This window comes from Pararhizobium arenae (assembly GCF_001931685.1).
Lineage (GTDB): Bacteria > Pseudomonadota > Alphaproteobacteria > Rhizobiales > Rhizobiaceae > Pararhizobium > Pararhizobium arenae.
This window is the reverse complement of record NZ_MOOY01000020.1, coordinates 1-12,687: the sequence shown is the minus strand read 5'-3', so window position 1 is coordinate 12,687 and position 12,687 is coordinate 1. Positions and strand designations below refer to the sequence as shown.

Here is a 12,687-nt window from a genome sequence, read left to right as displayed (position 1 = left end):
GCCATCAAGGCGAGATGGGTTTGCGAGCAAGCGCATCAGCAGATGAAAGAGGAACTCGGCCTCGACCACTTCGAAGGCCGATCATGGCAAGGGCTACATCGGCACGCCCTCATGACGATAATCGCCTACGCCTTCCTCCAGCACCACAGATTGCAGACTGCAAAGCGGGGAAAAAAAGACGCGACGAGTTCGTCATGGGCCACCTGAACCGACCTTGCCAGCCGTGCGGAGAGCCATCATTAACGCACTTGCTCTACCGACAGCACAAATCCGATGTCCGCACTGTCGACAGCACTTTACAAGCAAAAATTCAATTCTGCCAAAGTAGTGCTAGGCTCGAGACTCAATTGATCCACCATGTGACAATAGCTGCGATGTAGCATGTTGCCGCGAAGTTTATCATGAGCTTGTCGTATCGCGTCGCGACACGTCTCCAGTCCTTGAGGCGACAGAATGTCCGCTCGATGATATTCCGTCTTCGGTAGGCGATCGGGTCGAACGGTCTGATCCTCTTTCGGGTTGGATTGTTGGGGATGACTGGTCCGTGCCGCGTGTTGTCAAGAAGCTGCGCAAGGCGTCGCTGCCGTAAGCCGTATCTGCGGCGCAGAGACGTGTTGGAGGCAAGGGCTCAAGGAGCGGGATGGCAACGGGTGCATCACCGCGTTGCCCAGGCGTTATTCGCAACGCCACTGGACGGCCGCAACCATCGACAACAGCATGGATTTTTGTCGATCTGCCGCCTCTCGATCGACCGATTGCTTCGGCATCCGCCCCCCTTTTCCGCCAGCGGCAGAGCGGTGCGCTTTTGCGGTGGTGCTATCGATCATATGGATGTCCTGATCGGTCGTTTGCACCTGAGCCTCAAACAGTCGCCGCCATATCCCTTTAGCTGACCAGCGATGGAAGCGGTTATAGACCGTTGTCGAAGGCCCGTAGCAGGATGGACAATCCTGCCAGCGGCAACCGGATCGCAAGACGTGGATGATCCCACTGATAACCCGGCGGTCGTCGGTACGATGAGCGCCGGGTTGGTTGGTCGGAAGCAACGGCGAAAGCACCGCCCACTGATCGTCATCAAGCCAGAATTCGCCTGCCATGGTCAAACACTCCTACTTCTGCAGGCAATGAATAATGGATGGATAATCTCATCAACAACTTGATTGGGTTTTGACCCTAGAATCCCGTCAAAACCGTTGGCGCGATGGTAGGTCTTCAGTCTGATGTGATTTGAGACCAAGTGCCTAGCGAACTTGGGTATGAAGTTCGATCCATGGAACTCCGAGTTTTCTCGTCTTGTTTCCAACCAAGCACCCGACGCTCGTCGGGCGCATCAAAGAACAAGAGGAGACACCTATGAACGTGTTTAAAAGCGTGACGCTCGTCGCAGCACTTCTAGCCGGGACCGCATTGTCAGCGAGTGCCCAATCCAGCAGCACCGTTGGCACTGGCGGCACGACCGTCGACGGCGGCACATCCAGCAGCACGGTTGGCACAGCAGGTTCTGCAGCCGGAAGTGATTGCACCCCAGGTGCTGTGGGTTGTGAAGCAGGTTCAGCATCCACGCTCGCGACCGGTGGCACCTCGGCTGGCGATGGCACTTCAAGCAGTTCAGTCGGTACCGCAGGATCTGCTGCAGGATCGGATGGTTCTGGAGCCGCGTCTACCCTGGGAACAGGAGGCACTTCAGCGGGTGACGGCCAATCGAGCAGTTCGGTCGGTACCGCAGGGTCTGCGGCTGGCTCCGGTGACGGGTCTGGTTCCGCGTCCACGCTAGGAACCGCCGGGACCTCTTCTGGGGACGGCCAATCCGGTAGTTCCGTCGGTACTGCAGGAAGCGCTGCTGGTGCAGCTCAGGACGATGAGGCCAACAAAGCCTGCCCTCCTGGCCAAGCCAAAAAGAACAACGGCAAGTGCTAACCCTATCAGCCGGTCGCAGATATGCGGCCGGCCCCTCCAAAAGGAACGACACGATGTCTACGATATCTCGCAGAACTGTCATTGGTGTGCTTACACCTTTGATCGGTTTGATCATAAGCGGTCCGGCCTTGGCCTCGGAGACCATTAAACTGGATGACGGGACCACCTGCACCATCATTGAGAACACAGGATCTAAGGCGGGCGGCGGTACGTCTACTACCGTCACTGCCGACGGTGGCCGCGTCACTTCATCGACTACTGTGGACGGGCAAACAAACCCAAGTAGCGCAGGAAGCGGTACGTCGTCATCAAGCGCGGCATCCTCAACATCCAGTGTTGGAGAGGGGCAGGCGCTGTCAACGAGCAGCTATACACGGCCCGATGGGTCGCTTGTGACGCGCCGCTCGGATGGAACTTGCGACATTACCAAACCTACGCAATAGGAGTTCACGATGACTAGATTACTGTCAGTGGCAGCCGTTACGATGTTTATTGCAACGACTGCATTCCCGCTTCAAGTAAGAAGCCAAGAGTGCAATGCCGTGGGAACCGTGGGCACGGCAGGAAGCGCTGCAGCGGGAGACACTTCGGCAAGCACAGTCGGCACGGCGGGCACTTGCCTGACCGATGACGGCGCGACCAGTTCAATCGGCTCGGCAGGAAGCGCCGCCGCATCCGATGGTAAGGTTAAAAGTCAGACGAAAGTGAACGAGAACCCAAATCAGCTAAAGGCGCAGTCCAAAGCCCAAGCTATGGATCAAGGGACATTCAGCAAGTCGCGAACAAAAACGCGGGTCAAAGGCGATGAGCTGGAAAGCTCCACCCGGACAATGTCGCATCTACCGGGCGAAAAACCAGTGATGGACAAGACAACCAAGAAGGTACTCCTGCCGCAGTGACGTTTTATACGGTGAACTCGCGGTGCGCCATAAATCTCTTGAGCGGGCGCACCGGTCATTTATCAGCGGCCTTGTCACACAAGGAGATATTTAGGGCGTGTCGCAAAGCCGGCGGTAGGACGCGTTGAGCCGAAAAAGTCCCCGTCTTTACCCGTTGTTAACCTTTTGAAGTCGTAAGTATCCGGTGACTACCGCGGTTGGCGCTGATGGTGTCCAGCTTCAGCGGCCTGACTGAAGTTCCGCGATAGCTTTGACAGCCTTGTCGCAGCGCTCTGCAAGTTCTGGGTATGAGAGCTCCATGTGCTCGGTCGCGAACTTGAAGAGATACTGCGCGATGGCGTCAACTGAGGCGGTTTGGTTGGTCAGCATGCCAAAGACGGTACCGGCATAGGCATCATATTCGTCTTGCGCTTCAGGAATGTCCGACACCCCGATGGGGTCCCATTCTGTGAGCAATATTTTCCGAATGATAGCTCGGTTGGCTTTGTGATCCATCGTTGATCTTATGCCGCAACGGCTGCTGTTTGCCAGTTCCACGGCAGCAATTGCTCCAGCCTGCTGATCGGCGTGTCGGCAATGTTGGCGAGGACGTCGGCGAGCCAGGCCTGTGGGTCGGTGTCATTGAGCTTGGCGCTCATGATGAGCGTCGCCATGAACGCGGCGCGATCAGCACCACGATCCGATCCGGCGAAGAGCCATGACTTCCTGCCGAGTGCAAACCCTCTGAGCGCTCGTTCGGCAGCATTGTTCGTCAGGCAAATCCGGCCGTCATCGAGGAATGACGTGAAGCCATCCCATCGCTTGAGCATGTAATCTATCGCCTCGGCGACGGGAGAACTGCGCGACAATTTTGCCCGCTCGGTTTGGAGCCAATCATGCAGTTCTTCGGCGAGTGGCTGGCTGACTTTGCGGCGGCGCTCCAGACGTTGATCGGCGGCAAGCCCGTTGATATCCCGTTCGACATCGAACAGGGCATCGATCCGTTTGACGGCCTCCAATGCCATTGGCGAGATCAGCGCAGCTTTGCTGCCACGTTTGGCGTTCGCGGCGATGTCGGCCAGCACGAAGAACTTACGGCGCGAATGTGCCCAGCAGAGTGCTTGGCGCAGAGGCGCGGGATCGCGATCTACCTTAAACAGCGGATTGTAGCCGCCATAGGCATCCGCCTGCAGAATGCCGGAGAAGGTCTTCAGGTGGCGTTCGGGATGCTCCTGTCGCCGGTCTCGCGACGCGTAGAACAGGGCCGCAGGCGGGGACAGCCCGCCAAACGGCCGGTCATCCCGGACATAGGTCCAGATGCGGCCCGTATCGGTCTTTCCCTTCTCCAGGATCGGCACGGTCGTGTCGTCGCCATGCAGTCGCTCGGCCGCCAGGACATGGGCCTCGATCAACGAATGGACTGGCTTCAGGGCCGCTGCACACGCGCCGACCTGATCGGCAAGCGTCGACAGGCTGAGATCGATCCCCTCGCGAGCATAGCGCTCGCTCTGGCGATTGAGCGGCTGATGCTGGGCGAACTTCTCGAACAGGATCATCGCCAGAAGGTTCGGGCCGGCAAAGCCGCGCGGCGTCACATGGAAGGGTGCTGGCGGCTGCGTGATCTTCTCGCATTCGCGGCAGGAGAACTTCTCCCGCACGGTCTGAATGACCTTCCACTGACGCGGGATGACCTCCAGCGTCTCCGTGATGTCCTCACCGAGCTTCGACAGCTTGGCCGAGCCGCAGCAGGGGCAGTTTGTTGGAGCAGCAATGACGACACGCTCGCGCGGGAGATGTCCGGGGAACGGTTTCCGTGATGGTCGCCTGCGCTCGAAGGCCCTGACGGTCGAGGCATTGGCTGCGATCTCCGCCGCCAGTTCATCTTCGCCAGCATCAGCCTCCAGCTCTTCAAGCTGCAGTTCCATCTGTTCGAGAAGCCGCGCTTTGCGCTCGGAGCGGCTGCCGTAGAGCTCCCGGCGGACCTTCTCTATCTCCACCTTCAACCGCGCGATCAGCGCCTCGGAATGCGATACGAGCGCCTTCGCGCTGGCGGCCTCTGCCTTGGCGGTCGCTGCCTCGGCCTCGGCCGTGATGCGCCGGGCACGCTCCGCCGCCAGGGCCGCAAGTGCGCTGGCAAGGTCGTCAGGAAGCTGTTCAGCCGCATCGTTCATGGGCTGATGGAATCATATTCTATCCAGCGATTCCAGCGTTTTTGCTTATCCGGCCGAGGTCGGCCGCCAGGTTTTTTGCGGCATCCGCCAGTCGATACCTTCCAGCAAATACCCGAGCTGCGCAGGGGTAATCACCACCGTCCCATCGGCCGCCGACGGCCATATGAAGCGTCCGCGTTCCAGCTTCTTTGTGAACAAGCACGCTGCTTGACCGTCATGCCAGATGACCTTGATCAGACCGCCGCCACGCCCGCGGAAGACGTGTCCGCACATCGGATCGCGCTTCAGCGTCTCTTGCACCAACAGCGACAGACCGGGAAAGCCCTTGCGCATGTCCGTATGGCCGGTTGCCAGCCAGACTTTCACACCAGCAGGGACCGGGATCATCGCCGACCCAGTACACAGTCGAGAATACGGCCAAGCGCCTCCGTGTCGATGTCGCTATCCACACGGACACGGCGACCGCGGCCCAGATCAATCGTCACATCGCTACGCTTCCGACGGGGTTGCGATGAGGCTGGCGCGTCCGTAGCCGCGGGTTGGGCCTCAGACAGGATAACCGGCACCAACCTGCGCGCCGTCTCGGTCCTCGGTTCCTCGATCTGGCAAAGCTCCTTGCGCCACCGAAAGAGCTGGCTGACGTGGATACCGGCCCCACGGGCAATCTCCGAGAGAACCGCCTCTGGCTCAAGGCAGGCTGCGACGAGACGCTCCTTGTCCTGGCGGGACCAGCGCCGACGCGCTCGACAGACGTGATGACTTCAATCGGATGCTTCGTCATAGGACTACTCCTAGTGTTTGCACTAGGACTTCCGATGTTCGCATCAACCTCGCAAGACGGCCCTCACCGAGGGCTTACTTGAAGTCTGAAGAGGCGCGCCAGCAGATCATTCTGATTGTTGACGGTCCAGCCGCGGGCGAAACCGAAGCCCTTTCGCAGCCACAACATCGCCTCGGATCCAGCAATCGTTCGGCGCGCCGTTCTGAAGGATTGAAAGCCGCCGATCTTCGGCATGTTCTTCTTCACTCTGAACTGGTCGCTCTCGATCCGTTGCTGTTGATGCTGGTGACATACTGGACCGGGTCTGGATGCAGGAGACCATCATCGATGGCCGTTTTGATCGCCGACGGAAATATTGGCGCCGTCGGTACCGATCTTACCTGGGGAGAGTAGCGGCTCATCCTTGAGCATTTTGCGAAGGAACCATTTGGCGGCATCGAGGTCACGCTTCGCGGTGAGTAGGAAGTCGACCGGGTTTCGCGCTTGTCGATGGCACGATAAAGATAGCGCCATTTGCCGCGGATCTTAACGTAGGTCTCGTCAATCCGCACTGAACCGTAGTGGGGTCGGCGAAACTGGCGCAGCCGCTTTTCGACCACTGGCGCATAAGCCAAGACTCAGCGGTTGTTCGTGGTGTGATCCACTGCGTAGCCACGCTCGAGAAACGTCTCTACGAGATCTCGATAGCTGAGCGGATAGCGGAGGTACCAAGTCACCGCCTACACGATCAGCCATGCCTCGAAATGCCGCCCTTTGAAGTCGCCCTTTGACTGGTGCTTTTGCTTGTCAGCGATAGCATTTAAAATCATCAGCAGCTTCGTCACATCGGGAGCGGCAATTTCCCCGCCGATGGTGAACAGCTCGCTAACTGAGAAATTTGGGACACGCCCGGCAACGCCCCATCCTCGCACGATCCAGAAGTTTTCGCATTGAGCACGCTTTTCTGAGTGTTAGCCAAAGCTAGTTCGGTACCCATCGACCAACTTGAACATCCGCAGAGAGGGGAGCATCTCATCTACTACCGAGCGACTGCAGCGCCGCGACGATCTCGTGTGCCGGAACGGGTTTGGAGAAGAGATATCCCTGAGCCTCATTGAACCCTTCCGCATTAACCGCGTCGAGCTGCTCTTGGGTTTCGACGCCTTCAACAGTCGTCGTGATACCGAGACTGCGACCAATGCCGGCAACTGCTCGGACAATCGCAAGAGACTCTTTCCCATCTGGCAGATCACTGATGAAGCCGCGATCCACCTTGATTTTGTCGAAGGGAAAGCTCCGGAGATAGCCGAGCGAGGAGTAGCCGGTACCGAAGTCGTCCATGGCGATCTTCACGCCGAGTGCGCGCAATTCCTGCAGCGTTCTCAGGTTAGTATCGTTCTCGTCCAACATGACCGATTCCGTGATCTCGAGCTGCAGCCGAGAGGGAGCAAGACCCGTCGCCCCTAGGGCTTCGGCGACGATGGCGACCAGTTTGCCATCTTTAAACTGCAGCGGCGAAAGATTGATCGCTACGCCGACCCCGTCTGGCCAAGCGGAGGCTTCCTTGCAGGCCGTCTGCAAGACCCATTCTCCGATTGGTATAATCAGACCACTTTCTTCGGCAACTGGTATGAAATCAGCCGGAGAGATCATCCCTTTATCAGGACGATGCCAGCGGACAAGTGCTTCGCATGTGTTCACCTTGCTTGAGGATAGATCAACCAATGGCTGGTAAAAGAGTTCAAGTTCGTTTCGTGCGATTGCGTTTCGCAACGCAATCTTGAGCTCCTGGCGCGCTTGGAGATGCGCGTCCATTCCAGCCTCAAACCGGCGGAACGTCCCCCTTCCTTCGGCTTTGGCGCGATAAAGAGCCACGTCAGAGGCGCGAACGAGTTGGTCGACGGTCGTGCCCGCATCCGGAGCAAAAGCAATCCCGACGCTGGTTCCAATGCTGATTGAAAGCCCCTCAAGCTCGAACGGCCTCTGTAAGTTCTCGATGATGCGTCTTGCAAGCAAATCCACGTCACCAATTCGGCGGACTGTCGGTTGGACAATGACGAACTCGTCGCCGCCGACTCGGGCGACCGTGTCCTCCTCGCGAACACAGCATCTTAACCGTTCCGCGACCTGTCGCAGCAACATGTCTCCCACCGGATGGCCGTAGGTATCATTGACCGGCTTGAAACCATCGAGATCCAGTGTCATGACTGCCAGACGTGCATCATCACGCATCTCCGCCAAACTCTGTTCGAGCCGTTCCCTGAACAGCAGTCGGTTCGGCAGGTTGGTTAGAGCATCGTGACGTGACATATGGAGCATTTGCGTCTGGGCGTGAAACCGCTCTTGCTCGGCGCGCCGGCGCTCCGACGTGTCGCGGAAAAATATCGACAGCCCTTCGTCCGTTGGCGAGGCATGGACCTCGATCCACATGTCCAGTCTGGCTAGATATTCTTCAAATGTTACCGGTTGCCTGGACGCTAACGCTTTTCTGTATTGCGCCGCAAAGACTCCGTTCTGCTCTTCGGGGTAGAGCGACCAAAGTCCTTGCCCTATCGCTTCATTATCAAGACCAAGCAGCCGTCGCGCGTTCGTGTTCATGTAGGTAAGCCGCCAATCATGATCTAACACCACGACGCAGTCCATTGTGCTTTCGAGGACGGATCCCAGCTTTTCGGCTGCCTGCTCCGCAGAGCGTCTGGCTTCGTCGGCCGCGTCGCGAGCGGCCTTGGCATCTGTGATGTCACGCCAGATCGTAAGAATACGGATAGTCTTCCCAGACTTGTCCAGCACAGGGGCGGCGATCACGTCCATGCAGAGGGTTATACCGTCGACACTCGTGACACGCGCTTCGAATCTCGCGGTGTTTCCTCTGCGGACAGAGGAGAATGCCTCCGTAACGCGTGTTGCGTCACTTGACGCCACCAAGCGATCCCATCGCTGGAGTGTAAGATCAGCATCCTGCGACAGACCGAATAACCGACGCCCTGCCTTGTTCATCAGGAGCGGTTCGCCCTCAAGATCGAGAAGCCTCACACAGTCTGGACTGCTGTCGAATATGCTCCGTATGAACGCCTCACTTTCCTCCAGAGCCGCTTCTGACGCCTTTCGATCCGAAATGTCCAATACCGAACCAGCAAAGCCCATGAGAGCACCGTTAGATGATAAACGCGGCTCACCTATGTCGATTACCCAGGCCCAGCTTCCGTCTTCTCGCCGTAGTCGATATTCCACCCTTGAAAGCGTCCGAGACGTGCTAGCCTCCGTGAAGCTCCTGAGAACCGCTTCCCGGTCTTCCGGGTGGACTGCATCCAGCCAACCATGACCAAGAGCCTGCTGCTCGCTCTGTCCGGTCGTCTCAAGCCAGTTTCGATTGAGATAGGTCGTTTTCCCGCTTTCGTCGGTCAACCAGATCATCACTGGGACGCTATCAGCGATCAGGCGAAAGCGCGTCTCGCTTTCGCGCAAAGCCTCTTCAGTGGTTCTACGCTCATGAACATCCTCGAGAAGCCCGTACCATCTGATTGTCCTGCCTTGCACATCCTGGCGGGCGGCGGCGCGGTTTCGAACCCAGCGATAGCTGTCGTCCGCAACGCGAATGCGGCATTCAACATCGAATGGAGCACCAGATGCAACCGAACGCTGCCACTTCTGAAGAACGATGCCGAGATCATCCGGATGTACGCTGTTCCCCCAGCCCTGGCCAAAAGCTGATTCCGGTGACGATCCTGAAAGCTGGACCCATGTGGGGCCAACTTCGATCACCTCTCCCTCGGCATTCGCGACCCAGGGAACCTGCGGATGAAGCTCGATCAGCGACCTGTAATGCTCCTCGCTCTCCCGCAGGGTTCGTTCCGCTTCCCGCAACTCGGTAACATCCGTGATGACGGCAATCAGGTACTTGCGCTCCTCAATGCCGGGGAAGGCGACGCTGTGCTTGTGCGTAACAAGCGTTCGTGTTCCTCCTTCCGGAGGCGTGATCACTTCCTCGAAGACCTGCTCGACACCCGTCTCAAGGATCTCGCGATCGATCGCGACAATTCTATCCGCCTCCTCCTTCGACAGGAAATCATGATCTGTTCGGCCGCTCAATTCCTCTGCCGAATGTCCAATCAAGTCACAAGCGGCGGCGTTCAGGTGAACGAACCGTGACTGCTCATCCTTGACGATTACGGGGTGGCGAAAGCCCGAGAAGATAGCGGAAATCAAGTCAAGTGAACTCGCCAAACCGCCTGCTCGACCAAGTGTGGGAAGGGACATCTGAGACATACCTGCATAGTTGCAACTGCGGGTGGCCCGGACCTAAAGCCCGTGCCCGGTGCGACGATTGTTTTGAAGCCGCGTGATGCACCCGTTGATTTTCGCCATCAGCAGCTCGAGGTCCACCGGTTTGGTCAGATAGTCTTCCGCCCCCGCGCTCAATCCGGTGAGCTGGTTGTCCTTGTCGCTGAGCGCCGTCAGCATGATGAAAGGTGTGTGGGAAAATTCTGGGTGATTAATCTGGATCTCCGCCAGCAATTCGTGGCCGTTCATCACCGGCATCGATATGTCGCAGACAACGATGTCCGGCCAGGAGCTGAGGATGAGCTCCAGGCCCTCTTTTCCGTTCGAAGCTTCCAAGGTTGCCAACCCGGCGTCATTGAATTCTTCGACAAGCAGTTTGCGGAGGTCGACTTCATCGTCGACACAAAGTACGGTGATCATATTGTCCTCCCGTTAAGCGGCTTTTTCTTGTGATGGATCCAAACTCGTCGGCAGCGTGACTGAGAATGTGGTTCCGGCGCCGAGAGCGCTTTCAACGCTGATCTTTCCTCTGTGCAGCTCAACGATCTCTCGGACGATGTTGAGGCCGATCCCCGTTCCCGCTATTCCTGTGGCGCTTCGTGCGCGGAAATACGGTTCGAACAATCTGGGCAGATCGTCTGCGTCAATCCCAATGCCCCCGTCGCGAATCTCGACCTTGGCATTTCCATCTTCCTCCCAGCCACGAACAATGATGTCAGATGCTGCGGGCGAATATTTCACGGCATTCGAGAGGAGATTTGAGAACACTCTTTCGATGGCGTCTCGATCGAAACACATCCGGGCCGGCAAATGTTCCACATCGAGGTGGAGGCGATGGGTCGGGCTAAGCTGCCTTCGACGATCGGCGCACTCCTCTATCACGGCCGAGAGAGAAGCTTCCTGCTTCTTGATCTCAATCATCCCAGTCTGCAGGCGGCCCGCGGCAAGGATGCTTTCCATCAGCTCCACCATGCGGGAAACGGCGTTCTTTATTTGCGTCGATTTCTCTGCAAGATAATCGGTGGTGAGGACTGCCTTGGTTCTCGTCAGTCGCTGGGCGGCACTGTCAATAATCGCCAGCGGCGTGCGGAACTCATGTGAGATCATCGCCACGAAACGGCGTTGCAATGCATTCACTTCACGCTCTTGCTGAAGCAGTCGATCCAGTTCGGCGTTTTTCTCATGGATCTCCGCCGTCCGGCATTCGACGATCTTCTCCAGCTTGTCGCGATGCTCGCGCAGGCTACGTTCACTTTCCCGAAGCGCGTCTACTGCCGTGTACCGATCATGAACATCTTCCAGAAGGCCATACCACCTGATGACCTTCCCATCGGCAGCAAGTTTTGGAGCAGCCCTGCTTCTGAACCAGCGATAGTCCCCAGCAGCGTTGCGAATCCGAAATTCCATATCCAACAGCGATTTTGCTTGTACGGCCTCTTTCCAGCGCCGCCTGACGGTTGATAGATCCGAAGCATGAACTGATGCCTCCCACCCGTGGCCTGTGGCCTCATCAATGTGACGCCCGGAAAGATGTGCCCACTCCTGACCCACCTCGATAATCTCGCCGTCAGGATCCGCCACCCAGGGTGTTTGAGGATGGAGTTCGATCAATGAACGGTGATGCTCCTCGCTGGCACGCAATACCTGCTCCGCCACTTGAAGCTCTGTCACGTCCTTGATCTCAGCGATGATGATGTAAGATGTTTCGTTCGCGAAAGGCCATTTCAGACGCCGCTTGTGTGTGACTAGCGTGCGCACAGAGCCGTCGAGCGCGGTGATCCGCTCTTCAAAAAGCTTCTCCTCGCCAGTGGCCAGGATTTCAATGTCCAAGGCCCTGATCGCATCTGCTTCCGCCGCGGGTAGAAAGTCATGGTCGGTGTGTCCGACAAGGTCCTCCAACCGGACGCCGACAAGGTCACAGGCGGCATCACTCAGGAAGAGAAACCGTGATTGTTCGTCCTTGATAATGACAGGATGAGGAGACCGCTTGAAGATTGAAGGAAGGACATCTTGAACTGAAGCATGATGGGGAATGTCCGCAGGCATTTGAACACATTCATTTGGTGGCGCGTCGATGACAGCATCTAAGGGTCAAGGCGGACAATAGCGGCGATATATTCCGGAGCTTTAAATGTTTTTGCTTGTATTTTAGCGAAACGAAACTTTGAAGCGATACGGACGGTCATTGTAAACTACCGTTGTGACGTGGCTTCGAAGGTCACAATTGGCCGTTCCAAGTTTAGGACCCTCTTAGACCGGTTGAGGTCCGTCTACCTCCGGCTAGCACTACTTTGGCAGAACTGGCTCTGCGGTTCTAATACGGCGTCTCTATGAACTCGACTCTTTAAGCTTCCCAAAACGCGGTGAATCTNCTTGCGCGGCAGACGAAGGACGCGGCCCAGGCACGACGTCTTTTGGCACTGGCGTCGATCTATGACGGAGGCTCGCGATCCGATGCCGCCCGCCTCGGCAATGTCACGCTCCAGATCGTTCGGGACTGGGTCCTGCGCTTCAATGAACGCGGCCCCGCTGGTCTGGTCAACGGCAAGGCTCGCGGTCAAAAGTCACGCTTGAACGATGATAAGCTTGCGGCCTTGGCGCAGGCCATCGAGCGTGGGCCGACACCCTATCTGGACGGCGTCGTTCGCTGGCGTCTATGCGATCTGGCGCAATGGCTGTG

Annotated in this window: 12 protein-coding genes and 3 pseudogenes; 5 read left to right on the top strand and 10 right to left on the bottom strand. The window is 57.5% G+C overall.

Features of this window, described 5'->3' with window-relative positions; genetic code table 11:
- Positions 1-207, top strand: a 207-nt coding sequence (locus tag BLX89_RS23410) for a transposase (protein ID WP_143523747.1), incomplete at its 5' end; no start/stop codon positions are given.
- A 136-nt stretch (positions 208-343) separates the two neighbouring features.
- Here BLX89_RS23410 and BLX89_RS25570 read toward each other — a convergent pair.
- Both BLX89_RS25570 and BLX89_RS25565 read right to left on the bottom strand, forming a co-directional pair.
- A pseudogene (locus BLX89_RS25570) lies at positions 344-723 on the bottom strand (transposase).
- Positions 675-1,097 carry an IS5 family transposase gene (locus BLX89_RS25565; RefSeq protein WP_425348637.1) on the bottom strand — a complete coding sequence of 141 codons (423 nt, stop codon included), beginning with the start codon at positions 1,095-1,097 and terminating at the stop codon, positions 675-677. The pseudogene BLX89_RS25570 and the gene BLX89_RS25565 overlap by 49 nt, the downstream one beginning before the upstream one ends.
- 256 nt (positions 1,098-1,353) lie before the next feature.
- Here BLX89_RS25565 and BLX89_RS25260 point away from each other — a divergent pair, with 256 nt between their 5' ends.
- The 3 genes from BLX89_RS25260 to BLX89_RS23390 are packed head-to-tail and all read left to right on the top strand — an operon-like array spanning position 1,354 to position 2,816.
- Positions 1,354-1,917, top strand: a complete 564-nt coding sequence (locus BLX89_RS25260; protein WP_075293349.1) for a hypothetical protein — start codon at positions 1,354-1,356, stop codon at positions 1,915-1,917.
- Positions 1,918-1,970: 53 nt separating this feature from the next.
- On the top strand, positions 1,971-2,360 hold the full coding sequence (locus BLX89_RS25560; protein ID WP_075293348.1) for a hypothetical protein: 390 nt from the start codon (positions 1,971-1,973) through the stop codon (positions 2,358-2,360).
- A gap of 9 nt (positions 2,361-2,369) precedes the next feature.
- The gene (locus BLX89_RS23390; RefSeq protein WP_075293347.1) at positions 2,370-2,816 is read left to right on the top strand and encodes a hypothetical protein; all 447 of its coding nucleotides are present in this window, start codon (positions 2,370-2,372) and stop codon (positions 2,814-2,816) included.
- 219 nt (positions 2,817-3,035) lie between these two features.
- On the opposite strand, the gene BLX89_RS23385 is transcribed toward BLX89_RS23390, so the two are convergent.
- From BLX89_RS23385 to BLX89_RS23345, 8 genes and pseudogenes are all read right to left on the bottom strand, one after another.
- Positions 3,036-3,311 carry a hypothetical protein gene (locus BLX89_RS23385; protein WP_083637911.1) on the bottom strand — a complete coding sequence of 92 codons (276 nt, stop codon included), beginning with the start codon at positions 3,309-3,311 and terminating at the stop codon, positions 3,036-3,038.
- Positions 3,312-3,319: 8 nt separating this feature from the next.
- Positions 3,320-4,966 carry an IS66 family transposase gene (gene tnpC / locus BLX89_RS23380; RefSeq protein ID WP_075293345.1) on the bottom strand — a complete coding sequence of 549 codons (1,647 nt, stop codon included), beginning with the start codon at positions 4,964-4,966 and terminating at the stop codon, positions 3,320-3,322.
- Between the two features lie 45 nt (positions 4,967-5,011).
- Positions 5,012-5,353 (bottom strand): IS66 family insertion sequence element accessory protein TnpB, encoded by a 342-nt coding sequence (tnpB, locus tag BLX89_RS23375; protein ID WP_075293344.1) that lies wholly within the window; start codon positions 5,351-5,353, stop codon positions 5,012-5,014.
- A pseudogene (tnpA, locus tag BLX89_RS25555) lies at positions 5,350-5,700 on the bottom strand (IS66-like element accessory protein TnpA); the annotation flags it as partial. The pseudogene tnpA and the gene tnpB, both read right to left, overlap by 4 nt.
- Positions 5,701-5,810: 110 nt before the next feature.
- Positions 5,811-6,556, bottom strand: a pseudogene (locus BLX89_RS23365) (IS6 family transposase).
- Between the two features lie 202 nt (positions 6,557-6,758).
- A complete protein-coding gene (locus BLX89_RS23355) occupies positions 6,759-9,983 on the bottom strand; it encodes a PAS domain S-box protein (protein WP_075293351.1) in 3,225 nt (1,074 codons plus the stop codon).
- 42 nt (positions 9,984-10,025) lie between these two features.
- Positions 10,026-10,427, bottom strand: a complete 402-nt coding sequence (locus BLX89_RS23350) for a response regulator (RefSeq protein WP_075293342.1) — start codon at positions 10,425-10,427, stop codon at positions 10,026-10,028.
- A gap of 12 nt (positions 10,428-10,439) precedes the next feature.
- Positions 10,440-12,053, bottom strand: coding sequence for a sensor histidine kinase (locus BLX89_RS23345; protein WP_075293341.1), 1,614 nt, complete (start codon positions 12,051-12,053; stop codon positions 10,440-10,442).
- Between the two features lie 326 nt (positions 12,054-12,379).
- On the opposite strand from BLX89_RS23345, the gene BLX89_RS23340 reads away from it, so the two are divergent.
- The coding region (locus tag BLX89_RS23340) for a helix-turn-helix domain-containing protein (RefSeq protein WP_210187159.1) at positions 12,380-12,687 on the top strand (308 nt) is incomplete at both ends.

Bases quoted from the DNA above. Each gene is read 5' to 3' on its own strand.
- BLX89_RS25565 (WP_425348637.1), bottom strand. From the start codon at position 1,097: ATGGCAGGCGAATTCTGGCTTGATGACGATCAGTGGGCGGTGCTTTCG.
- BLX89_RS25260 (WP_075293349.1), top strand. From the start codon at position 1,354: ATGAACGTGTTTAAAAGCGTGACGCTCGTCGCAGCACTTCTAGCCGGG.
- BLX89_RS25560 (WP_075293348.1), top strand. From the start codon at position 1,971: ATGTCTACGATATCTCGCAGAACTGTCATTGGTGTGCTTACACCTTTG.
- BLX89_RS23390 (WP_075293347.1), top strand. From the start codon at position 2,370: ATGACTAGATTACTGTCAGTGGCAGCCGTTACGATGTTTATTGCAACG.
- BLX89_RS23385 (WP_083637911.1), bottom strand. From the start codon at position 3,311: ATGGATCACAAAGCCAACCGAGCTATCATTCGGAAAATATTGCTCACA.
- tnpC (WP_075293345.1), bottom strand. From the start codon at position 4,966: ATGAACGATGCGGCTGAACAGCTTCCTGACGACCTTGCCAGCGCACTT.
- tnpB (WP_075293344.1), bottom strand. From the start codon at position 5,353: ATGATCCCGGTCCCTGCTGGTGTGAAAGTCTGGCTGGCAACCGGCCAT.
- BLX89_RS23355 (WP_075293351.1), bottom strand. From the start codon at position 9,983: ATGTCCCTTCCCACACTTGGTCGAGCAGGCGGTTTGGCGAGTTCACTT.
- BLX89_RS23350 (WP_075293342.1), bottom strand. From the start codon at position 10,427: ATGATCACCGTACTTTGTGTCGACGATGAAGTCGACCTCCGCAAACTG.
- BLX89_RS23345 (WP_075293341.1), bottom strand. From the start codon at position 12,053: ATGCCTGCGGACATTCCCCATCATGCTTCAGTTCAAGATGTCCTTCCT.